The organism is Chitinivorax tropicus (assembly GCF_014202905.1).
GTDB classification, from domain to species: domain Bacteria; phylum Pseudomonadota; class Gammaproteobacteria; order Burkholderiales; family SCOH01; genus Chitinivorax; species Chitinivorax tropicus.
Genome location: NZ_JACHHY010000019.1, coordinates 18,661 through 43,072, shown reverse-complemented (window position 1 = coordinate 43,072; position 24,412 = coordinate 18,661). Strand labels below are relative to the sequence as shown.

General features: G+C 57.6%; 25 protein-coding genes. 15 read left to right on the top strand and 10 right to left on the bottom strand.

What is annotated here, in order from left to right:
- Positions 1 to 139: 139 nt before the first annotated feature.
- Together HNQ59_RS14560 and HNQ59_RS14555 are read right to left on the bottom strand one after the other, a co-directional pair.
- Positions 140 to 1,786 carry a cation acetate symporter gene (locus tag HNQ59_RS14560; RefSeq protein ID WP_184041098.1) on the bottom strand — a complete coding sequence of 549 codons (1,647 nt, stop codon included), beginning with the start codon at positions 1,784 to 1,786 and terminating at the stop codon, positions 140 to 142.
- Between the two features lie 14 nt (positions 1,787 to 1,800).
- The gene (locus tag HNQ59_RS14555; protein ID WP_184040949.1) at positions 1,801 to 2,109 is read right to left on the bottom strand and encodes a DUF485 domain-containing protein; all 309 of its coding nucleotides are present in this window, start codon (positions 2,107 to 2,109) and stop codon (positions 1,801 to 1,803) included.
- Positions 2,110 to 2,516: 407 nt separating this feature from the next.
- Here HNQ59_RS14555 and HNQ59_RS14550 point away from each other — a divergent pair, with 407 nt between their 5' ends.
- From HNQ59_RS14550 to dacB, 5 genes are all read left to right on the top strand, one after another.
- Positions 2,517 to 2,777 (top strand): BufA1 family periplasmic bufferin-type metallophore, encoded by a 261-nt coding sequence (locus tag HNQ59_RS14550; protein ID WP_184040946.1) that lies wholly within the window; start codon positions 2,517 to 2,519, stop codon positions 2,775 to 2,777.
- 276 nt (positions 2,778 to 3,053) lie between these two features.
- A complete protein-coding gene (bufB, locus tag HNQ59_RS14545) occupies positions 3,054 to 3,905 on the top strand; it encodes an MNIO family bufferin maturase (RefSeq protein ID WP_184040943.1) in 852 nt (283 codons plus the stop codon).
- Positions 3,902 to 4,651, top strand: a complete 750-nt coding sequence (locus HNQ59_RS14540) for an HvfC/BufC N-terminal domain-containing protein (RefSeq protein ID WP_184040940.1) — start codon at positions 3,902 to 3,904, stop codon at positions 4,649 to 4,651. The genes bufB and HNQ59_RS14540 overlap by 4 nt, the downstream gene beginning before the upstream one ends.
- A gap of 107 nt (positions 4,652 to 4,758) precedes the next feature.
- Complete coding sequence (locus tag HNQ59_RS14535; protein WP_246491013.1) at positions 4,759 to 5,253, top strand: DoxX family protein; 495 nt, start codon at positions 4,759 to 4,761, stop codon at positions 5,251 to 5,253.
- A gap of 68 nt (positions 5,254 to 5,321) precedes the next feature.
- Complete coding sequence (gene dacB, locus HNQ59_RS14530; RefSeq protein ID WP_184040937.1) at positions 5,322 to 6,752, top strand: D-alanyl-D-alanine carboxypeptidase/D-alanyl-D-alanine endopeptidase; 1,431 nt, start codon at positions 5,322 to 5,324, stop codon at positions 6,750 to 6,752.
- A 68-nt stretch (positions 6,753 to 6,820) separates the two neighbouring features.
- On the opposite strand, the gene HNQ59_RS14525 is transcribed toward dacB, so the two are convergent.
- Positions 6,821 to 7,600, bottom strand: a complete 780-nt coding sequence (locus tag HNQ59_RS14525; RefSeq protein WP_184040934.1) for an oxygen-binding di-iron domain-containing protein — start codon at positions 7,598 to 7,600, stop codon at positions 6,821 to 6,823.
- Between the two features lie 588 nt (positions 7,601 to 8,188).
- Here HNQ59_RS14525 and HNQ59_RS14520 point away from each other — a divergent pair.
- Positions 8,189 to 8,506 (top strand): PadR family transcriptional regulator, encoded by a 318-nt coding sequence (locus HNQ59_RS14520; RefSeq protein ID WP_184040931.1) that lies wholly within the window; start codon positions 8,189 to 8,191, stop codon positions 8,504 to 8,506.
- Entirely contained in the window at positions 8,499 to 9,764 is a 1,266-nt protein-coding gene (locus tag HNQ59_RS14515) for a DUF1700 domain-containing protein (protein WP_184040929.1), read from the top strand. Before HNQ59_RS14520 ends, HNQ59_RS14515 begins: the two co-directional genes overlap by 8 nt.
- Positions 9,765 to 9,872: 108 nt before the next feature.
- On the opposite strand, the gene HNQ59_RS14510 is transcribed toward HNQ59_RS14515, so the two are convergent.
- The 4 genes from HNQ59_RS14510 to creB form a co-directional block, all read right to left on the bottom strand.
- On the bottom strand, positions 9,873 to 10,592 hold the full coding sequence (locus HNQ59_RS14510; protein ID WP_184040927.1) for an NAD(P)-binding domain-containing protein: 720 nt from the start codon (positions 10,590 to 10,592) through the stop codon (positions 9,873 to 9,875).
- A gap of 320 nt (positions 10,593 to 10,912) precedes the next feature.
- Positions 10,913 to 11,821: a LysR family transcriptional regulator gene (locus tag HNQ59_RS14505; protein WP_184040925.1), complete on the bottom strand. Its 909-nt coding sequence runs from the start codon at positions 11,819 to 11,821 to the stop codon at positions 10,913 to 10,915.
- A gap of 84 nt (positions 11,822 to 11,905) precedes the next feature.
- Positions 11,906 to 13,366, bottom strand: a complete 1,461-nt coding sequence (gene creC, locus HNQ59_RS14500; RefSeq protein WP_425491396.1) for a two-component system sensor histidine kinase CreC — start codon at positions 13,364 to 13,366, stop codon at positions 11,906 to 11,908.
- A gap of 14 nt (positions 13,367 to 13,380) precedes the next feature.
- On the bottom strand, positions 13,381 to 14,061 hold the full coding sequence (gene creB / locus HNQ59_RS14495; protein WP_184040921.1) for a two-component system response regulator CreB: 681 nt from the start codon (positions 14,059 to 14,061) through the stop codon (positions 13,381 to 13,383).
- A gap of 77 nt (positions 14,062 to 14,138) precedes the next feature.
- On the opposite strand from creB, the gene HNQ59_RS14490 reads away from it, so the two are divergent.
- Positions 14,139 to 14,903, top strand: a complete 765-nt coding sequence (locus tag HNQ59_RS14490) for a hypothetical protein (RefSeq protein ID WP_184040919.1) — start codon at positions 14,139 to 14,141, stop codon at positions 14,901 to 14,903.
- Between the two features lie 59 nt (positions 14,904 to 14,962).
- On the opposite strand, the gene HNQ59_RS14485 is transcribed toward HNQ59_RS14490, so the two are convergent.
- Entirely contained in the window at positions 14,963 to 15,496 is a 534-nt protein-coding gene (locus HNQ59_RS14485) for an SRPBCC family protein (RefSeq protein WP_184040917.1), read from the bottom strand.
- Between the two features lie 113 nt (positions 15,497 to 15,609).
- The gene (locus HNQ59_RS14480; protein ID WP_184040915.1) at positions 15,610 to 16,050 is read right to left on the bottom strand and encodes a DUF2147 domain-containing protein; all 441 of its coding nucleotides are present in this window, start codon (positions 16,048 to 16,050) and stop codon (positions 15,610 to 15,612) included.
- Positions 16,051 to 16,369: 319 nt separating this feature from the next.
- Between HNQ59_RS14480 and HNQ59_RS14475 the strand changes: the two genes are divergently transcribed.
- From HNQ59_RS14475 to mnhG, 7 genes are all read left to right on the top strand, one after another.
- Positions 16,370 to 17,155 carry a TatD family hydrolase gene (locus HNQ59_RS14475; protein WP_184040912.1) on the top strand — a complete coding sequence of 262 codons (786 nt, stop codon included), beginning with the start codon at positions 16,370 to 16,372 and terminating at the stop codon, positions 17,153 to 17,155.
- Positions 17,156 to 17,259: 104 nt separating this feature from the next.
- Entirely contained in the window at positions 17,260 to 20,010 is a 2,751-nt protein-coding gene (locus HNQ59_RS14470; protein ID WP_184040909.1) for a monovalent cation/H+ antiporter subunit A, read from the top strand.
- Complete coding sequence (locus tag HNQ59_RS14465) at positions 20,010 to 20,339, top strand: Na+/H+ antiporter subunit C (protein ID WP_184040906.1); 330 nt, start codon at positions 20,010 to 20,012, stop codon at positions 20,337 to 20,339. The genes HNQ59_RS14470 and HNQ59_RS14465 overlap by 1 nt, the downstream gene beginning before the upstream one ends.
- Positions 20,339 to 21,859 carry a monovalent cation/H+ antiporter subunit D gene (locus HNQ59_RS14460; RefSeq protein WP_184040904.1) on the top strand — a complete coding sequence of 507 codons (1,521 nt, stop codon included), beginning with the start codon at positions 20,339 to 20,341 and terminating at the stop codon, positions 21,857 to 21,859. The genes HNQ59_RS14465 and HNQ59_RS14460 overlap by 1 nt, the downstream gene beginning before the upstream one ends.
- The gene (locus tag HNQ59_RS14455; protein WP_184040902.1) at positions 21,849 to 22,340 is read left to right on the top strand and encodes a Na+/H+ antiporter subunit E; all 492 of its coding nucleotides are present in this window, start codon (positions 21,849 to 21,851) and stop codon (positions 22,338 to 22,340) included. The genes HNQ59_RS14460 and HNQ59_RS14455 overlap by 11 nt, the downstream gene beginning before the upstream one ends.
- The gene (locus HNQ59_RS14450; RefSeq protein ID WP_184040899.1) at positions 22,334 to 22,603 is read left to right on the top strand and encodes a K+/H+ antiporter subunit F; all 270 of its coding nucleotides are present in this window, start codon (positions 22,334 to 22,336) and stop codon (positions 22,601 to 22,603) included. The genes HNQ59_RS14455 and HNQ59_RS14450 overlap by 7 nt, the downstream gene beginning before the upstream one ends.
- A complete protein-coding gene (gene mnhG / locus HNQ59_RS14445; protein ID WP_184040897.1) occupies positions 22,604 to 22,921 on the top strand; it encodes a monovalent cation/H(+) antiporter subunit G in 318 nt (105 codons plus the stop codon).
- 3 nt (positions 22,922 to 22,924) lie between these two features.
- On the opposite strand, the gene HNQ59_RS14440 is transcribed toward mnhG, so the two are convergent.
- A complete protein-coding gene (locus HNQ59_RS14440) occupies positions 22,925 to 24,145 on the bottom strand; it encodes a type IV pilus assembly protein FimV (protein ID WP_184040895.1) in 1,221 nt (406 codons plus the stop codon).
- Between the last annotated feature and the right edge of the window lie 267 nt (positions 24,146 to 24,412).

Below are 24,412 nucleotides of genomic sequence, written 5' to 3'. Positions count from 1 at the left end.
AGCTGATGATCTGGCTCGACCGACTTGCTGTGCAGTCGTGTATTCGGTACGTCTTTCCTGAGGAGTTCCCTGCGCGAGATCCGAGTGCATCGACATTGGCATCCCGTCACAACGCGCAGGGGGCAATCCCCAAGGGTTGTCAATGACGGGAAGCCGCTTCCGCGCCGATACCTGTCATCGACCGCACAAACTGCGGCAGGAAAGCACTTTGCTCCCGTTGTGCCTGTTGACTGCGATCCATGATGGAAACCAACCAGGTTGTGACAAACGCCAGCGTCATCGAGAAGATGGCCGGGTTTTTATAAGGGAAGATCGCCGCAGGGTTTTTCAGTACATCCACCCAAACTGTCGGCCCCAGCACAATCAGCAGCACTGCAGAGCTCAGACCGATGAACCCCCCTACCACTGCGCCACGGGTGGTCAGCCCTTTCCAGAACATGCTCAGGAACAACACCGGGAAATTGCTGGACGCTGCGATGGAAAACGCCAGCCCAACCATGAAGGCGATGTTCTGCTTTTCAAATGCGATGCCCAGCACGATCGCCAATGCACCCAATACCAGCGTGGCGTACTTCGATACACGTAACTCTTTTGCCTCGTCGTGCTGGCCTTTGGCGAATACGTTGGCATACAGATCGTGTGAAACGGCAGAGGCGCCAGAGAGGGTCAGGCCCGCGACCACAGCCAGGATGGTGGCAAAGGCCACAGCGGAGATGAACCCGAGGAACAAGTCGCCGCCTACGGCTTTGGCCAGATGGATCGCCGCCATGTTGTTGCCGCCGATCAGCTTGCCTGCTGCATCCTTGAATTCCGGGTTGGTGGAGACCAGCATGATTGCGCCGAAGCCGATGATGAAGGTCAGAATGTAGAAATAGCCGATGAATCCTGTGGCAAAGAACACCGATTTACGTGCCTCCTTGGCGTCTTTCACCGTGAAGAAACGCATCAGGATGTGGGGTAGGCCTGCTGTGCCGAACATCAAGGCCAAGCCCAGGCTGACTGCGTCAATCGGATTGGAAACCAACTGACCCGGAGACATGATGGCTGCCTTCTTATCGTGCACATCCACCGCAGTGGCAAACATCTTTTCCGGGCTGAACCCTACCTGCGACATCACCATGAATGCCATGAAAGTCGCACCAGATAACAAGATGACAGCTTTGATGATCTGCACCCAGGTGGTGGCCAGCATGCCGCCGAACATCACATACAGCACCATCAGAATGCCGACCAGCACGACGGCAGATGTGTAATTCATGCCGAACAGCAGCTGGATCAACTTACCGGCCCCCACCATCTGTGCAATCAGATAGAGCGCCACCACCACCAGCGTGCCGGTGGCTGCCAGCATGCGGACTGGCGTTTGTTGCAGGCGATAGCTGGCCACATCGGCAAACGTATATTTGCCCAGATTGCGCAGCCGTTCCGCAACCAGGAACAGAATGATCGGCCAGCCCACCAGAAAGCCGATGGAGTAGATCAACCCATCGTAGCCTTTCTCGAACACCATGGCGGAAATACCGAGAAACGAAGCGGCGCTCATGTAATCACCCGCGATGGCCAAGCCATTTTGAAAGCCGGTGATCGAACCGCCTGCTGTGTAGAAGTCCTTGGCGGACTTGGTGCGTTGCGCCGCCCACCAGGTGATGCCCAGCGTGAAGGCGACGAATGCCAGAAACATGATGATGGCGTGCCAGTTGAGCGGTTGGCGTTTGACCTCACCAGTCAGCGCCTCACCTGCCATGCATAGGCTAGAGATGGCTCCCAGACTGGTAACCAAGCCCATTTGTATGATGCGATTCATGATTGAACCTCTTTGACAATATTTGCATTCAATACGTCAAACTCACGATTGGCGCGACGAACATAGATGCCTGTGAGTACAAAGGCCGACAGAATCACCATCACCCCCAGCGGAATGCCCAGGGTCATCACCCCACCCGATATCGTCGATCCCAGAATGCCGGGGGCGAATGCCACCAGCAGGATGAAGCCGAAGTAGATCGCCAGCATCACCATAGAGAGCGCCCAACCAAAGCGGGTCTTCTTTCTGACCAGCTCGTCAAAATGCTGATGCTCCAGCACACGTTTCAACAACTCGTCGTTCATGGTCATCCTCCATCTTATCGTGGTCATCCATAGCCTTGGATGTGAGAGGTAATCTACTCCTGGCAAAAAACACGGGTCTAATCGCAAATTCTGATTGGGGAAATCGATAATGACGATTCGTGATCGTCAATGCCTGATGGATCAAGGCTTTTCCGCCTTGGCAATGGTCAAGTTGATGTTGCAAATCAGAAAACATGATGACCGGGCAGATGCTATAGTCATTTCGGAGGCGCCTTTTTCTGATCAGGATGGATGAAGTAAAAAAAGATTTTTGGGCGGGCAGTGAAACAAATTCGACTCTGCTGCGACCAATGCAGCGGATAGTCTGCGAATAGGCTGTTTGCATGGTGGCAGACGCGATTCGCCACCAAATGATCAAATACCTTAACCCCTTGAAAGGAAAAATGATGGATAAGAAACAAATCATGATCAGCACCGCATTGGCAGGTCTGTTGACAGTGAGCGTGGCCGGTCAGGCCATGGCAGCTGAAAAGGAAAAGTGCTTTGGCGTGGCGGCAGCCGGTAAGAACGACTGCGCATCGGCCAGTGGCGGTCACTCATGCGCTGGGCAATCCAAGGCAGACAAAGACCCCAATGAGTGGAAATACGTGCCTAAGGGCACCTGCGAAAAAATGGGTGGCAGCTTGAAGCCGGCTGACAAAAAGTAAACTGGCTTGAGTACGGTGTGACTGACGGTCAGCCGTACCCAGGCGCCGGGTTTTGTTGGCTTGGTTCCATGACGCATATTGAGTCGATTTTCAGGGTATTGCATCTTTCAACCTGCTTTTATGTCAATAGCATGCCATGCTTGGCGGTGCCCTGAAACTGGCTCAATATGGTCTGAAGCGATGTCGATGAAACCGAGGATGCACCAATGATGCCAGATCCAGGCGGTGAGCCGCCCACCAGGGGCCTGGCAGATTGGGCGTCCACTCGGGGGAAGCATGCCGAATCAATTACATCAGTTACCCGTGGCCGCAGGTATCGGTCTGCGCATGCCACATATCCAGAAAGTGCTGGATACCCGCCCAGATGTTGCCTGGTGGGAGGTTCATGCCGAAAATTTCTTTGGTGGCGGGGCCAATCTCGCCGCGCTGGATCGCATCCGGGCTGACTGGCCGATCAGTCTGCATGGGGTCGGCCTTGGCTTGGGGAATGCCGAGCCGTTACGTCAGGCCCATTTGAGCGAATGGAAGCAGTTGATCGACAGGGTCGAGCCTGCCGCCATTTCTGAGCATCTGTGTTGGAATGCCTGGCAAAACGACTACTTCAATGACCTGCTGCCACTGCCATACAGTGAGGCGGCGCTGGCGCATATGATCGAGCGGGTCGGACAGGTGCAGCATGCGCTGGGGCGGCCATTGCTGGTCGAGAATCTGTCCAGTTATGTTGCTTTCCCAGAGGATGTGATACCCGAGGGTGAATTTCTGGCCGAGTTGGCCCGTCGGACCGGCTGCGGTCTGCTGGTGGACATCAATAATCTCTATGTCAACGAACGCAACCTGGGGCGGGATGCCAAGGCGGCCATTGATGCATTGCCAGTGGAGGCTGTGGCGGAGATCCATATCGCCGGTTTCGAAACGCGTGATGATGGCTTGTTGATCGACACCCATGGTGCACCGGTCTGCGAGCCGGTATGGGCGCTGTTGGATTATGCATACCAGCGATTTGGCCCCGTGCCAACCTTGCTGGAACGTGATACGTCATTACCAGCGCTGGAAAGCCTGTTGCAGGAGTCCGGGCGTGCTGCCACGTTATTGGCGTCTCACCAGACAATACAGCAGGAGGGCAGATGAATCCATTGCTATCGGCGCAAGGGCGGTTTGCCGATGCCGTGATCCACGGCACGGTGGTCGAATCGGAGTGGGGACGCTATCTGAACGGGCTTTCCGCCTATGCCAACAACCGGCTTTTCAACCGTATTGACGCATTGAGCGATGCCTTTCCGACTGTCAAAGCCATTGTAGGTGAAGCTTTTTTCGAAGGTCTGGCGAGAGGGTATGCCAAGTGCATGGCTTCGCACTCTGGAAACATCCATCACTATGGAGATGTGTTCAGTGCGTTCCTCCGGCAATTCGAGCCGGCCAGTGTATTGCCGTATCTACCTGATGTGGCGGCACTGGATTGGGCCATGCGGCGTGCCTTTTTTGCGCCGGATGCCAGTCCGATCGACTTGATGACATTGGCCTCGGTACCCATGGAACAGCATGGAGAGCTGGTGGCGACCATCCATCCTGCAGCGGCCATGTTGCATGCGGCCTTTCCAGTCGTGGCCATTTTCCAGGCGCATCACGGGGGGCCTTGGCCCGATCTGGAACAAGCCATGGAGGAGACGGCATTGGTCTATCGTACCGCCAATCAGGTCAAGGTGCGGGCCATCAGTGGTGCGGAGCGCGTTTTTTGTACGGGGCTGATGACTGGTGAATCGCTGGGTGCCTCGCTGAGCGCGGCCTTGCAGCATGATCAGTCTTTTGTGCTTGGTTCATTGTTGATGCAGTTGGTTGCCGACGAATTGGTAACGTCACTCAATCTGCCTGGCTGATCCAGCCTGGGTTTTCATCTGAAATGACAGGGTAAGGCCCGCGCTGTTGATGCATTGGATCAAGCGCCCTGTCTGGCCATGTCGTCAGGAATCTTGAAAGGAAATACATGGAAACGACAATGCAAACCCAGCAGATGAGTTGGCTGGGGAAACTTTTAAACTGGGGGCGGTGTCTGATCGCTCAGATCGACCGTTTGGGTCAACCAGCGGTCTTATTGGGGATTCGCCTGTATATCGCCAATGTCTTTTTCAGCTCGGGTTTGACCAAGATCGATAGCTGGGAAACCACCGTACTTCTGTTCGAGGAAGAGTACAAAGTCCCTCTTTTGCCACCGCAAGTCGCGGCAGCATTGGGGACAGGTGGTGAATTGGCGCTGCCGGTCTTGTTGGTGTTGGGGCTGGCTGGCCGATTCGGCGCGGTAGGCTTGACCATTCTGAATGCCGTGGCATTGCTCTCCTATTACGATGCCTTGAATGAAGCAACCCGGCTGCATCACTGGCTATGGGGCGCGTTGATACTGGTCGTGATGGCATTCGGACCTGGCAAGCTCTCCATCGATGCCTGGCTGAAACGCCGCTGGGCGGGGCCTAGGGCAGATTGACATGCTTGAGATGGCAGGGTGGATCGGGGTACATTGAAAAGCTCATCTACTGAGCGCTGGATCATCGCATGCTGTCTGTCATTCGCCGTTTTTCTACACGTTCATTGGTGCTGGGTGTGCTGGCACTGTCTGTCAATGCTGCGCAGGCAGTTGGCGTACCTGCCGAAATTGTAACCGCATTCGCTCAGGCCAAGGTGCCGATGAGCGACGTTGCCTTGTATGTCAAGCCGGTGAATAACCGCAAGCCATCGCTGATGTATCGGGCCGATGCGGCGATGGGCCCTGCTTCGACCATGAAAGTGGTCACCACATATGCGGGCCTGTCATTGTTGGGGCCGGCCTACACATGGGGGACGGAAGCCTATGTGAACGGCTCCTTGCAGCAGGGCATCTTGCAGGGCAACCTGATCTTGCGTGGCGGGGGCGATCCCAGGTGGACCATCGAGCGCATCTGGCTCATGTTGCGCGACCTGCAAGCACGTGGTGTCAAGGACATTCGTGGCGACATCGTCCTCGACCGGCGATATTGGGCTGAAACACCTACCGACCCCAACGCATTTGATGGCGCGGGTTATCGCCCCTATAACGTGTTGCCCGACGCTTTCCTCGCCAATTTCCAGGCCATCCGGTTCCGGTTGCGCGAAGATGCGGGCAAGGTCGCCATCACCATGGACCCGGCGCTGTCAAACCTGAAGCTGGATACCGACCTCATGATCGGGGCGGGAGACTGTGCCAATTGGCGTGACCAGCTGTCCGTCGAGTCCGTGCCGACATCGGGGCTGAAGCTCAGTGGTTTGTTTCCAGCTGGCTGTGGTGAGCAGGAGCTGTATCTGAGCCCGCTGCCCCCTACCGCCTATTTGAGCGAGTTGTTGCGGGGCATGTGGCGTGATCTGGGCGGGCAATGGACTGGTCAGCTGCGCGATGGGCAGCTGACAGCCTTCCCAGGCAGCACCTTGCTGGCCCGTTATGATTCGCCACCTTTGTCGGACATCGTCCGCGATATCAACAAATTCAGCAATAACACGCAGGCCCGCATGGTGTTTCTGGCGCTGGGCGGCGAGTTCCAGCCGGTCGAGCAATTGTTGCCACAAGCCAGGGCGCGCATATTGGATTTCCTGGCGCTGCAGCATATTCCGACTGACAATCTGATACTGGACAATGGCTCCGGGCTGTCTCGTCAGGCGCGCATATCCGCCCGCCAACTGGGGATGATTCTGGAGCAGGCTGTCAATAGCCCGATCGGGCCTGAGTTGATCGCCTCCTTACCCATTGCCGGGATAGACGGCACCATGAAGAGTCGTTTGCATGACACGCCGGTGCTGGGACAGGCGCATGTCAAGACGGGCACCTTGAGCAACGTGAAAGCCGTGGCAGGGGTGGTGCATACCCGCAATGGTGCAGTGGTGGTGGTCGGTCTGGTCAACCACCCCCACGCCATGGCAACCGGTGAGGCGTTGGACAAATTGATCCAGTGGGCGGCGCTCTCTGCGGCGCGTTGATCGCGCTGCCTTGATTCCATCGTTTGATGAAAGCCTGCCCTGATACTATACAGGGCAGGCGCAAGGCATCAAGCAGGCACGCGGTAGTTGGCCTGCTGCATCAAATCGACACCACACTCTAGCCGTTCGATCCAATCCAGAAAGGCATTGATCGCGATCTTGCCCTTGAAGCTGCGCCCGTGCTGGGGCACCAGCCACTCCACGTCCATCTGACGTACCATCTGCGCCCAGAAGCGGCAGATCTTGTTGGAAACCATATAACGGCGGTGAAAGCCTTCCATGGTCTTCAGGTGCAACTTGAATTCCTCCACCGTGGTGATCGGTTTCGACACCGCGTCGTGATGCACCATGGACGCTCCCATGTCGCCAGAGAACAGGATTTTTGACCGCTCATCGTAAAACTGGAAATTGCCTTCCGCATGCAGAAAATGCGCGGGGATTGCCGCGATCCGGGTGTTGCCCAGCGAAACATAACCGCCTTCGTCCGGTAGGTTGATGATCCGACCGGCCAAGTTGCCTGATGTGCAGAAGTGTGGCACGAACCGCCCCCACAACTTGGAAACCACCAACGAACACTGCGATGACACCATCCACTTATTGAGCGAGCCGACGATGTCCGGGTCTGCATGCGATGCCAGGATGTATTTGAGATCTCGGGCCGGAAAATAACGACTCATTGCCATCAGCAGTGATGAATAAGTCATATTGCCCGCCGGATCGATCAGTGCCCCTTCGCCACCCGTGACGATCAAAAACTGGTTGGCTTGAATTGCATCGGCAGAATCATCCACCAGATCCTCAAACATCAAGCAGATATGCTCTCCGTCATTGTATAGCTCGATTGCCATGTGTATCCCTTAATTTGTTTTTAATAATATTGCAATGCAATATTATGGGGATTGCCAAATAGTCCGGTTGATCTAGATCAAATGGCGGATATGCAGGCTGATCTGACAAGTGCCAAGCAGCGCCGCGCAGAGGGGGCTGCTGTTGTGACTGTCTGGAGATTCAACCATGACATATTCGAGAATATTTGAATCTGAACAAGGAAAGTTTGAATTGCGATCATGCAAAATGAATAGCCATGTCGGCATGGGCCGCCTGGCAAAATTGAATATCAAGCGGTCGAATAGGGTGGGCTGGGCAAATAGAACCGATGCATACCTTTGTATGGCGCGAGGTCATTGCTTCTACCGATCGAGGTGGATCGGTAGAGGCGCAGTCGGCAGTGTCCAGCAGTGGCAGGCTGGCAGGTAGGCGGTGTGTGGCCGCTCTTGATCCATCCGGATGGAAGGGGCGGATGTTTTTCAAAACATATCTTGCATAACAAGATACCATGCGATATAGTGAACTCACACGCGCCAATTCTTGCGCGTTTTTGTGAAAAGGCTACCTTGCTATGTAAGGTAGCTTTCAATAAAAGACTGCAAACTTGAATGAAAACACAGCTAAAAAAAGGGACGCTTGAAATGTGCGTACTGGCCATCCTGGACAAGGCTGACGGATATGCGTACGAAATCGTTTCAAAGCTGGCAGATGGGGTTGAGATGAGCGAAGGCACCATTTATCCACTGATGCGGCGCTTGCAGAACGAAGCCTGGGTGACGACCTATTTGGTTGAATCCGAATCCGGGCCGCCACGAAAATATTATAAACTGACGGACACCGGTCGCAAGGAACTATCCGCTATGAAACAGGAGTGGCATGAGTTTCTGACTGAGGTGAATAAGATATTAGGGGAGGGCAATGAATAAGGAACAATTCCTCCGGGCGCTGAAACGGGAGCTCTCAGCGTTACCCAAGGCCGATCTCGGCGAGATCGTTGCTGATTATGAGGAATATTTTCATGATGGTGTGGCCAGTGGGCGCACGGAAGAAGAGGTTGCCAATGGACTGGGTGACCCCAAAAAAATAGCCCGTGAGCTGCTGGCGCAGGTGCGTATCCAGGCTTGGCAGGACAACAAGAGCATGGGGAACCTCATGCGGGTGGTGTTGGCCATTGCAGCCCTGGGGAGCCTGAATCTCTTTCTGGCCATCCCGATGCTGATATTCATGGTCTTGTTGACAGTCTCCTATACTTGCTCGATCGCGTTGATCGTGACCGGTCTGGTTTGTGGGGTCGCTCTGATACCAGGGGTGTCGGAGAGATTGAATATACAAAGCAATCTCATCATTGAGAATGATTCTGGTAATGGTAAGGCACCATCTAGTAGCAAGATTCTTGCGGATGGCCAGAGTGCGCCTTTGGACGTACCCGAACCCCCGCCGCCCCCACCCCCACCTCCTGACACGCCCGAGCCTGACAGATCGGTGGCATCACAGGGTAAGACGGATGCAGCTGGTCGCCGGGTAGAGGAGGAATTTGTAGACGGCAAACTCGCCAAGCGTGAAATCCAGCATGCGGATGGTTATCACCTGCTTGAAGTCTATGAAGACGGGGATCTGGTCAGCAAGCAGCTCATGGAGGCCAATGGCCGCCAGCTGACCGAGACATTTGAAGACCGGAAGTTGGTGAAAAAGGAAGTGGCTGAGCCAAATGGCTACCATCTCCGTGAAATCTACGAAGATGGCAAGCTGATCCATAAAGAAGTGCAGGAAGCTGGCAAACAGGCCACCTCATCGGACCAGAATGCAAGCCCGACTCGTCAGGAGCTGGCACTCGAAGACGGTGGAAAGGCGACCATCGAAACGGATGCTGCGGGTAACAAACGCCTCAGTGCCGAAGGAGCAGATGGGCGAAAGGTGCTGATTATCAAGCAGGCTGAGTCGAATAAGTCGTCTTTACATATCCATGATAAGGATGGGGATATCCATATCTCTGGCATGGATGGTTTCGATGTGCAACAGCTCAAGCTGACCGGTTTCCTTGGGGGGCTGATTGTTGGCTCGCTGTGGCTGTGGTTCAACATCTGGATCACCAAGGTGTTTTTTCGAGGCTTCATTCGCTACGCCCGCCTCAACGTTTCGATCATCCGAGGGGAGACTCAGGATTCGACACCGGTTGCGAATTGACAGCACAACCTGGTTGGATCACCGACCAATTGAAAAGGAGCCGAGAGGCTCCTTTTTTGTACCCTTTTCATGTCCTACGGCACCGCCGGCAGGTGGCCGCTGTGTCAGTCATTCTTGAAAACCGCTGATGCGGTCGTTCAGCTTTTTGTCGAAATCCCGCGAAGTCTGCGCTGCAAAACGGATCACCTGGGCCAATTGGCAGGCTGGCGAGCTGACTTCAGCTTGATCTGGCTGGTGGAAGTCCCGGTAGGGTGGGTGCAGCAGGTTGGCAAATAGCTCGCACATCGTCAGCAGCGTATCGCGTAATTCGCTGCTGCGTTGCCAGATTGCCCTCAGTTTGACCGGGTCTGGTGTCGGTAATGTTGGTGGGGTGCCCCATTGGGTGGTGAATTGGGCAAGGTTGTCCAGCAAGGTTTGCTCCAGCAGGGCATGGATCTGGCGGACAAAGTGTCCGCACCCTGGGCCTCCGGCATGCAGCCAGCCCTGTTCGGGCAAGGGGGCCAATATATTCAGGATGGGCTCGACCAGTTTGAGCCAATGAGTGTCGCCACCCACTGCCATGGCAAATCCGTATTCCACGCCCCACATGTTGCCGGTCATGCCGATATCGATATAACCCATGCCGCGCTCGGCCAGCTGCAAGGCGCGCTGCTGGCTGTGTTCGAAGGGGGTAAGGCCAAATTCGACTACCAGGTCGCCTGGCCTACCCGCGAGCAGCCAGTTGGGCAGGGGGGCTGGTTGGTGTTGATTATGGCATTCCAGCCAATGGCAGCGTATCCCTTCATGGGCCGTGGTGGCCGCCGCTTGCGGGCCGGTCTGGATTATCACGGGAATGCCATGATTGATCAGTCTGTGGGTAAGGTACTGACCCAGATCGGTGGAGGGGTAAAGCTGGATGGGATACACAGCAATCATCAATCAGAGTGGGCGCCAAAAGTAAGGTTGTGCCCAATGAGCGGATCAGTCGGGCGCCAACGTCGTGTCGATGCTGTGCACGTGGGCAGGTTGAGACAACCTTTGAGGGTGGAAGTCTACTGATCTGGCAGGCAAGACGACATTGAACCAAGTCCTGGTGCCATTGGCATGATGGCGTAGCCCGCATCAGTCAAGAAACGGCCAGCATGGGCCATGCAGCCATGGCAACCGGCCTACACATCCTGCATCAACTCCGAGATCATCTTCTCATCTTGCAGATGGCGCAAGAACCAATGCAGTGCTTTCCCTGGCTGATGGGCACGCCACGCCAGATGTATCTTCGATGTGGGCTTGTTTTCCTGCACTTCCAGAATGCGGACTCGGCCCTCGGCTGCCATGCGCCTTGCCCGGCCAGCCGGGAGGAAACCGACACCCAGACCCGCAGCCTGGGCTTCGGCCTTGAAGTCGATATTGGGCATGGTCAGGACATCCTGGCCCGTGAGCAGGCCCGACGTGCGCGGGGACATATTCCGTGAGCTGTCCGCCGCTGATATCGCCCGATGCCGACGGATGGCCTCTGGCGACAGTGGGGTGGGCTCTTTGCAGATGGGGTGGTGGGGCGCGGCGGTGAATTCGAATTGCACGGTCCCCATTTCTCGTGTGGCATAGCTCCCCCCAGCAGGGCCCTCATCCACCGCGCCAACCGTGATGTCGGCACGGCCTGATACCAAGGCATCCCAGGCCCCGCCAAAGACCTCGCTGGAGATCCGGATGCGGGTCGATCCGCCTGACTGATCAAATGCCCGGATGACTGGGAACAAGCGTGTCGGCTCAATCAGATCAACGACTGCAATCCGCAGCTCTGTCTCCCAGCCCGTTGCGATGCGCTTGACGCGGCACTCCAGCATATTGGCTGCATCCAGCAGCTGGCGGCCTTCGCGGAGCAGCTCCATCCCTGCGGGTGTCAGCTTGGCCCGATGGCCAGATCGATCATAGATCTGCAAATCCAGATCTTGTTCCAGTTTTTGAACTGCATAGGTGATGGCCGACGGGACGCGATACAACTCTTCTGCTGCAGCGGCAAAGCTGCCGCGGCGGTCAATCGCATCCAATACCAATAAGGCATCCAGAGAGATTCTCATGTTCTGAAAATTCGATTGTGGTGATGGGGGGAGAGTCTGAACAGCACTTCAAATCATAGCCTTTACCGTATAGCCGCGCCAACTTCACGGTTTTCGATTTATCAGAACAGCAGACAGATGGTGGCATGGTAGGTTGATTGTCGCACATGCCCCGCCGGTGGGGCGATTGCTGAGGGTGATGCTCCCGCCATGCAGGGTGATGGCCTGCTGTACAAAACTGAGCCCAAGACCGCTGCTTTTACGGCTGCCGTCAGGGCGTGGCAGGGAATAGAAACGATCGAAGACACGTGGTAGGGCATAGTCCGGAATGCCGGTGCCTTCATCCAACAAGTTCAGTACCAGTCTGCTTTCATCACGGCTGCCTTGCCATTGCAGGGTGCCGCCGGGTGGGCTGAATGCAATGGCATTGTCAATCAGGTTGGACAGCGCCTGCCGCAGTAGAAAATGCTCACCTTGGACAGCCATGTCTGTTGGGATGTCGGTCAGGCACACCAGCTGCTTGGTGGCCAGTAATGGCTGCTTGTCAGCGACGACCGATTGCACCAATGCATACAGGTCGATCAGCACGGGGTCGCGCAACTGATGCCGTTTCTCCAGCATGGCCAGATCCAGCAGCTTCTCGATCAGTTGCTGCAGGAAAGCGGTTTCCCGCTGGATATGGCCCAGAAAGCGTTGCTGGGCATCCTTGGGCATGTCTTCATCGATCAGCTCGACACTGCCACGGATCGCCGCCAATGGACTCTTCATTTCATGGGTCAGTGTATGCACATAGTGCTCGACATACTGCTTGCCCTCCAGTTCCTGCCGCATATGTTCCAAAGCGTGGGCCAATTCCCCCAGCTCGCCGCCGCCCATGTCTGGCAATGTGGCGGTTCTGCCTTGGCTGACCGCTGTGGCGTAATCGGCCAGCTGACCGAATGCCCGGGCCAGCCACCATGACAGGGCAAACCCCAGTGCCAGGCTGACGATGACCACCATGATGCCAGCCAGCCGCAGTTTGCGCGTGCTGCGATCTAGAAACGGGTCGATGGTGCTGGCGGGTTTGCCCAGGCTCAGAACGCCAATGATGCGCCCCTCATCGAGTATGGGCGCGGCCACGTACATGGTGCTGGTGGCTGGGTTGTCTGGGTTGGAGCGGGTGGCGCGTGCCCCGTATTGGCCCAGCAGGGTGTAGTGCACATCCCGCCAGCGTGAGTAATCCTGCCCCACGGCTAGTTGGGCCGAATCATAACGCACGATGCCTTTGTCGTCAGTGACATAGATGCGGTGATTAGAGCTGACCTTATGCACCCCCCAGATTTCGGCATCAAACCGGCGATGGAGAAACTGCTCGACCGCTCTGGCAAAGGGGCCATGCTGCAAGGTACCGTTTTCGAGGTCAGTCTTGGCCATCTCCGCCAGCAGATTGGCGCTGTCGATCATGGTCTCCTCGGCAGATTGCAGCAGGGCTGGGCGCAATTCGTCGGAGAATGTTTCCAGCAGCGCCCAGACAGCGATGCCTACCACAACAAAGAAAGCCAGGAAAAAACGGGCACGCACCCGCAATGGCCACCAGCGCCTCATACCCGCTTGGGCCATTGAAAGCTGTACCCCATGCCACGGTGGGTCTCGATGGGGTCGCAGTCGGCATCGATCAGTCGGATCTTGGCGCGTAGTGTTTTGATGTGGGCATCGACAGTGCGCTCCAGGCTGTTTTCCGCCTGCGTCCAGACCTGATCCATCAGCTGTGCGCGGCTGAATACCACCGCAGGGCGTAGCATGAGGGTTTTCAACAGCAGGTATTCATAGCGGGTGAGATCCAGGGCGTGGCCGTGCAGCAACACGCGGGCCTGTGCTTCGTGCAGCTCGAAGCCGTTTGGTTTGCTGGGCGCCACGACAGGGTGTGTCCGTTTGAGAATGGCCTTGACCCTGGCCACCAGCTCCCGTGGGCTGAAAGGTTTGACGACGTAGTCATCCGCTCCGATCTCCAGCCCGATGATGCGATCGATTTCATCGCTGCGGGCGGTGAGAAACAGAACCGGTATGTTGCTGTGCTGCCTGATCTGTTTGCAGAATTCAAACCCATTGCCATCAGGCAGGCCAACATCCAGAATCACCAGATCCGCGCCGTGCTGAGCCAAGTGTGCCATGCCAGACTGGCCCAGTGGGTGCCAGATACACTCAAAGCCATCTCGTTTCATTGCATAGACAATGGTGTCTGCAATCGCTGCTTCATCTTCGATCAGTAATATCCGTTGCATGCTGGATGGATTTGCAATAGTGGAAGCGGGGTGGGCAATAGTATCATGCAGCCCCCATACCCCTTCCTGAATATGCCATGTTCAAAGCTCTCAGAATCATTTTCCTGTTGTTCATCCTCGTCAATGTGGCCCTGGCCACGCTGCTGACCAAGTGGCGGACAACGGATTGGAAGCAGCCGCTCCGGGTGGTGGTCTACCCGATCAACGCTGATGGCAGTGAGGCGAGCCGACGTTACATGGCGGATCTTTCCGATGATACCTTTGCGCCGATCGGGGTCTTCATGCAGCTGGAGGCTGATCGTCACCAATTGCAACAAGCCGAGCCGATACGGATAAGGCTGGGGCCGCCGGTGGCGGATCTGCCTCCTTCTCAGCCAACCACGCCATCCATGCTGGCCAATATGGCATGGAGCCTCAAGATGCGGTGGTGGGCCTGGCGCCACGACAAGGTGAATGGCGGCAAGCCGGATATCCGCCTGTTCGTGCTCTATCATGACCCCGAACAACATGCGACGCTGCCGCACTCGGCGGGGTTGGAAAAGGGCTTGATCGGGGTGGTCAACGTATTTGCTGATCGCAGCATGGCGGGCAGCAACAACATGGTGATCGCACATGAAATGCTGCACACCGTGGGGGCTACCGACAAATACGGTGCGGATGGTCTACCCAGCTACCCGGATGGTTACGCGGAGTCAGACCGTACACCACGCTTCCCACAGCAGCATGCCGAGATCATGGCGGGGCGCATCCCGCTGAGTGAGCAGCGGGCGACCATTCCAGAAAGTCTGGCTGAGGTGGAGATCGGCCCGGCGACGGCTCGGGAGATCCGATGGCGGGAGTAGGCCCCCCACCGCAAGGTGGCACACCATCTATTTAGTCCGCGGATGTGGCCCAACTGCACTCAGGGGTTGGATTCGGACAGCTTTTTGAGGTTTTGCAGGCCTTGTTCGAAATCCGGGCCCACCAGCTTATCCATTGCTAACGCAAAGTAACGCATCAAGGGGTTGTTACCGATATCGCCATCGTTGGTCCAGGTGACGGTGGTGGTATCGCCATTGGGGGTCAGTGTCAACGTGCCGGTGCTGCTGCTGCCGAAATCAGGAAATGACAGCGAATAAGTCAGTTTCTTTGGCGGCTCGGATGCAGTAAAGGTCATCTGGCCATTGCCCTCGGTGCGGCTGACCCATGACCAGCTGGCCCCTGCGCCTTGCTCAGGCCCGGTGTAACGGATACTCATGGCCGGATCACGTTGATTCCATATCGTCCAGCGCTTCCATTCCTTCGGGGCATTCACGAGCGGGAAGATCCGCTCAGCTGATGCATGGATCTCGACGCTCCGTTTGACATGATACTGGCTCGGAATCAACAAGCCACCCAACAAAATCAGTACGATCAAGCCGATCAGGATCAACAGCATTTTTTTCAGCAGCGCCATCCCTTGTCTCCTGCAGAATACCAAAGCCGCGAAGATAACCCTGGGCTGTCGGCAAGGCAAGTCGGCAGGGATGCCAGCTGCATGTCAACAGCGAGGGTGATCGGCGTGGTGACTCACTCCTCGCGTACCCAGGTCTGACTGCGGCCAATCAGCGAGATGCCGATGAAACCACGGACTTCCAGTTTTTTACCGCCTTCGATCACCTTCAGCTTGGAGCTATAGATGTTGCCATTCTCAGGGTCGAGAATCTTGCCATCGGTGTATTCATTGCCATTTTTCTTCAGGCCCTCCAGAAACACCAAGCCGATGATGGGCTTGCCTTTCCGGTCTCCCTCGCATTTATCGCATACTGGGTTTTCCGGCTCGCCCGGTTTGGGAAAGTTACCGACGATGCGACCCGTCAGCACACCATTCTGCTCCGTGATCTCGACAACGCCTTTGGGTTTGCCGGTCTTGTCATCGATGGTTTTCCATTTACCGACGGGCGAGTCACTGGCAGCCAGGGCCACGCCACTCAGCACGGTCAGGGCGAGGATGGGCAGAGTTTTCAGCATGGTGCGGTACTCCTTGAAGAGTCTGTAACGGTGATCGTGGTGATTGAGAATACGGGTTTGCGGCAATCGGATATATCTGGGCGATGATGTTAGGGTGCGGTATCCATGCTCGTCAAGGATAATAGAGCAAATGCTCGTTTGAATGGACTGGTTATGCCAGGGTGCTATGTTGGTGGGCGGATATGTTAGCTGCGCTGTACATAAGCCGTTAGAATCAGACTGATGCCGCCTCGTGTGCCGAGCCCGTGTGGGTGGCGGCGGGTGGATCTGGCGTGGCGGATGCGTGGCGCTTGGATGAATTGAGGAACATAGGTTGGACATGCTGGTCGATACGCACTGCCATCTGGATGCACCGGAGTTTGATGGAGATCGCGAACAGGTTGTGGCGCGGGCGCAGGCTGCGGGCGTGACTGCGGTGGTGGTGCCTGCGGTAGCGCGTTTCAATTTTGAATCGACCCTGGACATGGCGCGACGCCATGGCTGTGTAGTGGCGTTCGGCCTGCATCCAATCTATATCGATCAGCATCAGGAGCACGATCTGGCGCTGTTGCGCGACTGGGTGGCGGCCCACAGGCCGTCGGCCATTGGCGAGATCGGGCTGGATGGATTTGTGCCGGGGCTGGACATGGCGCGCCAGACCCATTTTTTTGTGGAGCAGCTGAAAATCGCCCGTGATTTTGATCTGCCTGTGTTACTGCATATTCGTAAGAGCCAGGATCTGGTTTTGAAGCATTTACGCAGGATCGGTGTGCGGGGCGGTATCGCCCACGCCTTCAATGGCAGCTGGCAGCAAGCTGAGATGTTCATGCAGCTTGGATTCAAATTGGGTTTCGGCGGCGCCATGACTTTCGAACGGGCCTTGCGCATCCGTGATCTGGCCGCGCATCTGCCCGAGACCGCCATCGTGCTGGAAACCGATGCGCCGGATATTTCGCCTGCGTGGGCTTACCAACAACGGAATGAGCCAGCCCATCTGCCACGGATCGCGGATGAGTTGGCCCGCTTGCGTGGGGTATCGGTAGCCGACCTGGCACGACAGACCTGTCGAAATGCCTGCTCGGTGTTGCCGGCACTCGAACACCAGCATTGGACGTATCACCCTTAAAGAGTTGCTGCCTTGATTTCACGGCCCGACCCGACTCGCCGCCATGACAAATTGAGCTAGAGTCGGCTGCTTGACCGGTGCCACCTTCACTTTGAACGGAACACATGCTTGCATTGATGCTTTTCCTGCCTTTTCTGGCAGCCATTTTGATCCCACTGTTAGGCCAGTGGCAGGCCCGCACCGCCCCCTGGCTGGCAGGTGCGACAGCGGGCGGCTTGTTGGCTTGGCTGGCCTGGCATGCACCTTGGCCGGGGTTGGATTTCAGCTTCAGCCATCGCTGGCTGCCCGCACTCGGGTTGCGGTTTTCTTTGTCGCTGGATGGCTTGGGTTATCTATTCGGCTTGTTGATCACGGGCATAGGGCTGCTGGTGGTCATCTATGCCCGCTATTACCTGAGTCGCGTGGATTCCTTGCCTCGTTTCTATGGCTTGCTGATGTTGTTCATGGGGGCGATGCTGGGCATCGTGTGGTCGGACAATTTGCTGCTGCTGTTGGTGTTCTGGGAATTGACCAGCCTCAGCTCGTTTCTGCTGATCGGGTTCTGGCATGAAGGGCGACAGGCGCGGATCGGCGCACGCATGGCGCTGACCATCACCGGCGCGGGTGGCTTGGCGATGTTGGGGGGCTTTGTGCTGCTGGGCGAGATGGCGGGCAGCTACGATGTCAGCGCGCTGATCGCAGCGCGCCAGCAGCTCCAGGCCGATCCGTGGTTTCCGTTTGCGATGGGCCTGGTGTTGCTGGGCGCATTTACCAAATCGGCACAGTTTCCGTTCCATTTCTGGCTGCCGCAGGCAATGGCCGCCCCCACGCCAGTCTCGGCCTATCTGCATTCCGCAACCATGGTCAAGGCTGGTGTGTTCTTGCTGGCTCGCCTCTACCCGGTGCTGGGTGGGAATGATTGGTGGTTTTCGATGGTGGCACCGGTGGGGTTGGTCACTTTGTTGGGGGGGGCTTATTTCGCGTTGTATCGCGATGACCTCAAAAGCTTGTTGGCGTATTCCACCATCAGCCACCTCGGGCTGATCACCCTGCTGTTCGGGCTGAATACCCCAACGGCGGCAGTGGCTGCGGTGTTTCACATCATCAATCATGCCACCTTCAAAGCAGGGCTGTTCATGACGGCGGGCATCATCGATCACGAAACCGGTACCCGTGATTTACGCCAGCTGCGAGGCCTATGGCGGGCCATGCCAATCACCAGCATGCTAGGAACGGTGGCTGCTGCTGCGATGGCCGGAGTGCCGCTGCTGAATGGCTTTCTGAGCAAGGAGATGTTCTACGCAGAGGCTTTGGCAGCCCAGCCGTTGGGAACGTCCTGGCTGTTGCCTGCCCTGGCCTGGGTGGCCACGGCCTTGAGTGTGGCGTATTCAGCGCGGTTCGTTCACCTGGTTTTTTTTGCCAGGCCGCAAGGAGAGCTGCCACGCCAGCCTCATGAGCCGCCACGCTGGATGCGGATTCCCGTCGAATTGCTGGTATTGCTGTGTGTGGCGGTGGGGGTGCTGCCCCAGTACACTGTTGATCCTCTGCTGCGTCTGGCTTTGCCGAGTGTGCTGGGTGACGCGGTGCCTGGTTTCCAGCTGGCGATATGGCATGGCTGGAACACGCCCTTGCTGATGAGCATGGCAGCCCTGGTGGCGGGTTTGCTGATGTATCGCTGGATGCACCTGCTGGGCTGGGTTGATCGGATGGTGCCCGTTCACCTGGGCAGCCGTGCATTTGCCACGATCATGGATAGCCTGATCAAGCACGGGCGGTGGATCGCCCTGCGGAGTAACGATGAACGCCTACGCCCGCTGTTGCGTTGGATCATTTTGATGACGGTGCTGGCTGGGTTGTGGCCCTGGCTGGCATTCGACACGCCTCATCAGTTGCCAGTCGCCCATCTGCCGGATGATCCCGGCCTGATACTGATGTCTGCCCTCACCATCGTAGCGGCCATGGCCACCGTCTGGTGGCGTGATCAGCGCCTGAAAGCCATGTTGGCCATGGCTGTGGTGGGCTTGATGGTGGTGCTGAGCTTCATCCAGTTCTCGTCGCCGGATCTGGCTTTGACCCAATTGGCGGTTGAGGTGGCCAGCACCGTGCTGCTGTTGCTGGCCTTGCGTTGGCTGCCCAGCCCGACTGATAGTGCTCGCGAGCCGAACTGGCCTCGGTGGCGGGATGCCGTGCTGTCGTTGGCGGCGGGCTTTGGGGTGTTCCTGATCCTGCTCAGCGTGCTGCAATCCCCCCAGGACTCCTTGTCCGGCTTCTATCTGGAGCACGCCTTGCCCTTGGGGGGCGGGGCCAATGTGGTGAACGTCATCCTGGTGGATTTCCGTGGCTTTGACACGCTGGGGGAGATCACGGTGCTGGCCATCACCAGCCTGATCATGGTCAAGTTGATGGATGACTATGCAGCCGTGCCCAAGCCGACGGAGCCGGATTCGCTGCTGCTGGCTACTTTGGCCAAGGTGATGTTGCCGTTTGCCCTGTTGTTATCGGCCTATCTCTACCTGCGTGGACATCAGGCGCCGGGCGGGGGCTTTGTTGCCGGGCTGGTGACGGCTGCTGGCCTGGCCACCCAGCACATGGCCTATGGCAGTGGGTGGGCGGCACGGCATATGCCGGTGCGCGGTCGCCGTCTGGCGGCCTCGGGCCTGCTGGTGGCGGTGGCCACAGGCGCGGGCAGCTGGCTGTTCGACAAGAATTTTCTGACCAGCGGCCATGGCCACCTTGCATTGGGCTGGCTGGGTGAGTTCGAGTGGGCCAGCGCGGCTTTGTTTGACCTGGGGGTGTATATGGTAGTGGTGGGGGCGACGATGATCATGCTGACCCGCTTGGCGGCAACGCAGGACCCGCTGGAGGAGCAACACTGATGGAATGGCTTTTTGCAGTTGTCGTCGGTGTGCTGACCGCAACGGGGCTGTATCTCAGCCTGCGGCCACGCAGCTTTGATGTGGTGTTGGGGCTGACCTTATTGTCTTACGCAGTGAATTTGTTCATTTTCGGCATGGGGCGCTTGCGGGCCGGCTCGCCGCCTTTGATCCGCGACGGGGTCACCCATTACGCCGATCCTTTGCCACCAGCATTGGTCTTGACCGCCATCGTGATCGGGTTTGCCATGACGGCCTTGTTGCTGGCCTTGGCCGTCCGCAATCGATTTGCCCGTCGCCACGACCGGGTCGATGACGAAGGGGGCCTTTGATGCAGCATGTATTGATTCTGCCCATCCTGCTGCCGCTGGTAATGGCCTGTTGTTGTGTGCTGGCTGGGGATCGCATCTGGCTGCGGCGCCTGCTCGTATTGGCCGGCAATGCCCTGCTGGCGGGCTTGGCCGTGGTGCTGGTGTGGTGGGCCGAGACCGACATGATCTGGGCCTATATGGCTGGCAGCTGGCCTGCTCCATTTGGAATCGCGCTGGTGCTGGATCGGCTGACAGCCATGCTGCTGCTGACCACATCCCTGCTGTCGGTGCTGTGTTATGTCTATGCCTGGGTGCGTAACTGGGATGCGCGTGGGCGGCATTTCCATAGCCTGTGGCTGCTGCAGATGATGGGGCTGAACGGCGCTTTCCTGACCGGCGACCTGTTCAACCTATTTGTGTTCTTCGAGATCATGTTGGCGGCATCCTATGGCCTGCTGCTGCATGGCGATGGCGAGCCGCGCCTGAGCCGGGGTTTCGCCTATGTCACGGTCAATCTGCTGGGCTCGGCGCTGTTCCTGATTGCGGCCAGCCTGTTCTATGGCGTGGTCGGCACCTTGAATATGGCTGACCTGGCTCGCCGGATTGCCATCATTGATGACAGCCGCTGGATGCTGATCCGCGTGGCGGGCATGCTGTTGTTCGTGGTGTTCGCGCTGAAGGCCGCTGTGGCACCGTTGCAGCTGTGGCTGGGCCGAACCTACGAATCAGCCAGCGGCCCGGTGGCGGCTCTGTTCGCCGTCATGACCAAGGTGGGCGTCTACGCTGTATTTCGCATCTACACCTTGCTGTTCGGCCCAGAGGCGGGCCCCTTGGCGAATCTGTTGCAGCCCTGGCTCCTGCCGTTTGCCCTGTTCACCCTGATGCTGGGCGCAGTGACCGTGGTCGGCGGACGTAACCTTCGGGCATTGACAGGGGGGCTGGTCGTCAGCTCGGTCGGCATGTTGATGCTTGGCCTGACACTGGATAACCAGAACGGGCTGGCTGCGGCGTTGTATTATCTGCCGCATAGCACCTGGGTTGTCGCCACATTCTACCTGATGGCCGATTGGCTGCAGGTGGCACGTGGCAGCGTCGGAGATGGCTTGGTGGCTGCGCCCCGCATGACCTTCGCCAACCTGGCTGGTCTGGGGTTCTTGGTCGCGGCAACCATGGCTGCGGGCCTGCCACCCTTTGGCGGCTTCCTGTCAAAAGCATGGCTGCTGGCTGCGGTGGGCACCGAATATCGTGGGTGGATCTTCAGTATCGTCCTGATGGCCAGCCTGTTGTCCATCATCGGCCTGGCACGGGCGGGGAGTGTCCTGTTCTGGAAAACGACAGACGACACCCTGCATCATCTCGGCACTCGCGAGGTGGCGGCGGAATGGTCGCCGATCGTGATGTTGTTGGCACTGTTGGTGGCGATATCCTTCGGCGCGGGGCCGATTGCAGACTACTGCCTGCGTGCGGCGGATCAGCTGCAACAACCAGCCCTCTACTGGCGGGCTCTGGGCCTGGAAGGAGGCGTACCTCATGCGCCGTGATGTCATCAATCTGCCGCTCAGCGCCGTACTGTTGGCCACCTGGTTGCTGCTCAATGGCAGCCTGGCGGTCGGGCACGTTGTGTTTGGCTTGGCGCTGGGGCTATGCCTGCCCTGGCTGCTGGCGCGCTTCCGCCCCCCCCGCACCACCCGCGTCAGGCATCCGCTGTTGGCGATCAAGCTGGCCTGGATCTTTGCTGGTGATATCCTCCTTGCTAATCTGCAAGTGGCCCGGCTGGTGATGTTCAAGGCCAGATCGCTCAGGCCGGAGCTGATCTATGTCCCACTGGACACAGACGACCCCACTGTCACGGTCGTGTTGTCCGCCATGATCACCCTGACGCCCGGTACCGTGACGCTGGAGGCCGATGCCGGCAGCAGGCGACTGATCGTGCATGTGTTGCACACCACCGATCCCCTGTCGGTGATCACCGACATCAAAACCCGCTATGAACAGCCATTGAAGGAGATTTTCGGATGTTGACCTGGGTATTGTGGCTGGCCCTGGGCATGGTGCTGATCGCCATGCTGCTGGCGGTCTGGCGACTATTGCGTGGCCCAGCCCCAGCTGACCGGGTGCTGTCGCTGGATACACTGTATGTCAACGCAATTGCATTGATCGTGTTATTGGGCATGGTGTGGGATGACCAAAGCTATTTCGAGGTCGCTGTGTTGATCGCTCTGCTGGGCTTCATCGGTACGGTTGCCTTGGCCTACTACTTGGCACGTCGGAAAGTGATGGAATAGATGGATTGGCTGATTGCATTGCTCGTTCTGGCGGGTGCGGTATTGACATTGATCGGCTCGCTTGGGCTGGTGATCCTGCCGGACACCTTGTCCCGTCTGCATGCCCCCACCAAAACCAGCACCCTTGGTGTTGCCTGTCTGCTGATGGCCTCGATTCTGTATTTCTGGCCAATCGCCGCCAACCTGCACGAAGTGCTGATCACCGCTTTTCTGTTTCTGACGGCACCTGTTTCCGCACACTTGATCGGTCGCCTGGCTTTGCGCCATGGGTCCGACAAAGCACCCCACGCCTTGCCACCGGAAGACGCAAGCCGATAGAGCTTACCCGTTGGCTTGACGGGTACGTCGATTCAGCAAGCCTGCGCCAAAGATCAGCACGATCAACATGCCGGCGCCGATGGCCAGGGCGGTGTAGGGTGGGGCGTCGTCACCCAGGGCGGGTGCTGACGAAAGCGGTCGGGTGAGAAGACCGGCAGGGGGTGTCGGGATGGCTGGGCTGGCGACGGCATGGAGGGAGGCGGTCAGCTTTGAGTGACGGCTGCTCTGTAAAGTCAGCTGTTTGTTCAGAATGGAGATCTTTTCCTCCAGTGCGTCCACTTTATCTCTCATGGCCAGCAGCTGAGCTGTCTTGTCATCCGGATCGGTCGGCTTGCCGGTGCCAGATGCGCTGACTTGCGCGGCGGGTGTGGCTTCCAGCTGTGTGCTTGTCAGCGTGACTTGGTAATCGTCTTGTTTCTGCGCCAGGGCCACCCGTTTGCTTTTACCGGCTTCAGGAAGCGTATCGGGCGCCTTGGCGGGTTTGGTGCTGCTGGCCAATTGCACAGGCGTGGCAAGGGGTAATACGTCCGGGACGAGCAACTCATCGCCAATGTGTATCCGATTGGGGTTGGATAGCTTGGGGTTGGCCGAGACAATGGCTTTTTCGAGCTGCCGTTGTTTGTTGATGTCAGCGGGTTCGAATCGTTTGGCGATGCGGAAAATGGAGTCCCCTTTCCGCACTTTCCATATTTCTCCTCGCTTCACTTCCTGAGCGGGGCTGGCCGCCGGGGGGGCGGGCTGGGTTGCCACCTCTTCACGGGCTGGCCGCAGCTGCATGACAGGCAGGAAGACCTGTTGGATCGGCTCCTGGCCGTCCTCCTGGCTGCTTTGCTCTGCGGGCGGCGGGTCGAGGAAGAAAGTATATTCGCGGACGGATTCCCCACCTTGCTCACAATGGGAGCGGATGCGCAGAACGGACACCGGCTCGGTCAAGGCGTGGCTGGTGGACAGCAGCAGCTGGCCACGTTCAGCATTGCCCTCCACCACAAGGTTGGGATGAACCGGCAAATAGCCGCTATCGTTCGCTCCGCTGCGGTCCACACTGAAGCACTGGGCCAGATCTTTTTCCGCAGCCAGGCTCAGATTGCGGAAAGGAATGACCGCATTGAGCCGCTCACCCATGAAGGAACGAACCTGCAGTGCGCCCAGGCCGGTGGCTTGGGCCTGTGGTGTGGACAAGGCGATGAGTGATATCCAGGCGACTGTGATGATCGATATACGCATGATAGCCGGCACCATGGTTTTACCGGATTATAGTGATATTCCAAGCGCTGTCAGGGTGAAATTGGTATGTTGCGGGGTGGTGAATGGTTGGGTGCGGCCTGGCATGCGGATGTGTCAACCCGCTGCCCGCGAAAAGGAGGGAGCCGTATTTCAGTGGCCGATCCTGGTGCCTTGCTGGGGTGCCCGCCCGCTCTGGCTTTGCAGAGCTGCAAATCAGCGTGGCAGTCGTGGGTGGGGAGCGTGGCGGCGAAATCGGCTGTTGGCCAC

What these genes read in the sequence shown, in the direction of transcription:
- HNQ59_RS14555 (WP_184040949.1), bottom strand. Translation starts at nt 2,109, where the DNA reads ATGAACGACGAGTTGTTGAAACGTGTGCTGGAGCATCAGCATTTTGAC.
- HNQ59_RS14550 (WP_184040946.1), top strand. Translation starts at nt 2,517, where the DNA reads ATGGATAAGAAACAAATCATGATCAGCACCGCATTGGCAGGTCTGTTG.
- HNQ59_RS14505 (WP_184040925.1), bottom strand. Translation starts at nt 11,821, where the DNA reads ATGAGAATCTCTCTGGATGCCTTATTGGTATTGGATGCGATTGACCGC.
- HNQ59_RS14535 (WP_246491013.1), top strand. Translation starts at nt 4,759, where the DNA reads ATGGAAACGACAATGCAAACCCAGCAGATGAGTTGGCTGGGGAAACTT.
- HNQ59_RS14465 (WP_184040906.1), top strand. Translation starts at nt 20,010, where the DNA reads ATGGAATGGCTTTTTGCAGTTGTCGTCGGTGTGCTGACCGCAACGGGG.
- HNQ59_RS14540 (WP_184040940.1), top strand. Translation starts at nt 3,902, where the DNA reads ATGAATCCATTGCTATCGGCGCAAGGGCGGTTTGCCGATGCCGTGATC.
- HNQ59_RS14490 (WP_184040919.1), top strand. Translation starts at nt 14,139, where the DNA reads ATGTTCAAAGCTCTCAGAATCATTTTCCTGTTGTTCATCCTCGTCAAT.
- HNQ59_RS14475 (WP_184040912.1), top strand. Translation starts at nt 16,370, where the DNA reads ATGCTGGTCGATACGCACTGCCATCTGGATGCACCGGAGTTTGATGGA.
- HNQ59_RS14480 (WP_184040915.1), bottom strand. Translation starts at nt 16,050, where the DNA reads ATGCTGAAAACTCTGCCCATCCTCGCCCTGACCGTGCTGAGTGGCGTG.
- HNQ59_RS14470 (WP_184040909.1), top strand. Translation starts at nt 17,260, where the DNA reads ATGCTTGCATTGATGCTTTTCCTGCCTTTTCTGGCAGCCATTTTGATC.
- HNQ59_RS14525 (WP_184040934.1), bottom strand. Translation starts at nt 7,600, where the DNA reads ATGGCAATCGAGCTATACAATGACGGAGAGCATATCTGCTTGATGTTT.
- HNQ59_RS14520 (WP_184040931.1), top strand. Translation starts at nt 8,189, where the DNA reads ATGAAAACACAGCTAAAAAAAGGGACGCTTGAAATGTGCGTACTGGCC.
- mnhG (WP_184040897.1), top strand. Translation starts at nt 22,604, where the DNA reads ATGGATTGGCTGATTGCATTGCTCGTTCTGGCGGGTGCGGTATTGACA.
- HNQ59_RS14455 (WP_184040902.1), top strand. Translation starts at nt 21,849, where the DNA reads ATGCGCCGTGATGTCATCAATCTGCCGCTCAGCGCCGTACTGTTGGCC.
- HNQ59_RS14485 (WP_184040917.1), bottom strand. Translation starts at nt 15,496, where the DNA reads ATGGCGCTGCTGAAAAAAATGCTGTTGATCCTGATCGGCTTGATCGTA.
- creB (WP_184040921.1), bottom strand. Translation starts at nt 14,061, where the DNA reads ATGCAACGGATATTACTGATCGAAGATGAAGCAGCGATTGCAGACACC.
- HNQ59_RS14440 (WP_184040895.1), bottom strand. Translation starts at nt 24,145, where the DNA reads ATGCGTATATCGATCATCACAGTCGCCTGGATATCACTCATCGCCTTG.
- HNQ59_RS14515 (WP_184040929.1), top strand. Translation starts at nt 8,499, where the DNA reads ATGAATAAGGAACAATTCCTCCGGGCGCTGAAACGGGAGCTCTCAGCG.
- bufB (WP_184040943.1), top strand. Translation starts at nt 3,054, where the DNA reads ATGCCGAATCAATTACATCAGTTACCCGTGGCCGCAGGTATCGGTCTG.
- HNQ59_RS14460 (WP_184040904.1), top strand. Translation starts at nt 20,339, where the DNA reads ATGCAGCATGTATTGATTCTGCCCATCCTGCTGCCGCTGGTAATGGCC.
- dacB (WP_184040937.1), top strand. Translation starts at nt 5,322, where the DNA reads ATGCTGTCTGTCATTCGCCGTTTTTCTACACGTTCATTGGTGCTGGGT.
- HNQ59_RS14560 (WP_184041098.1), bottom strand. Translation starts at nt 1,786, where the DNA reads ATGGGCTTGGTTACCAGTCTGGGAGCCATCTCTAGCCTATGCATGGCA.
- HNQ59_RS14450 (WP_184040899.1), top strand. Translation starts at nt 22,334, where the DNA reads ATGTTGACCTGGGTATTGTGGCTGGCCCTGGGCATGGTGCTGATCGCC.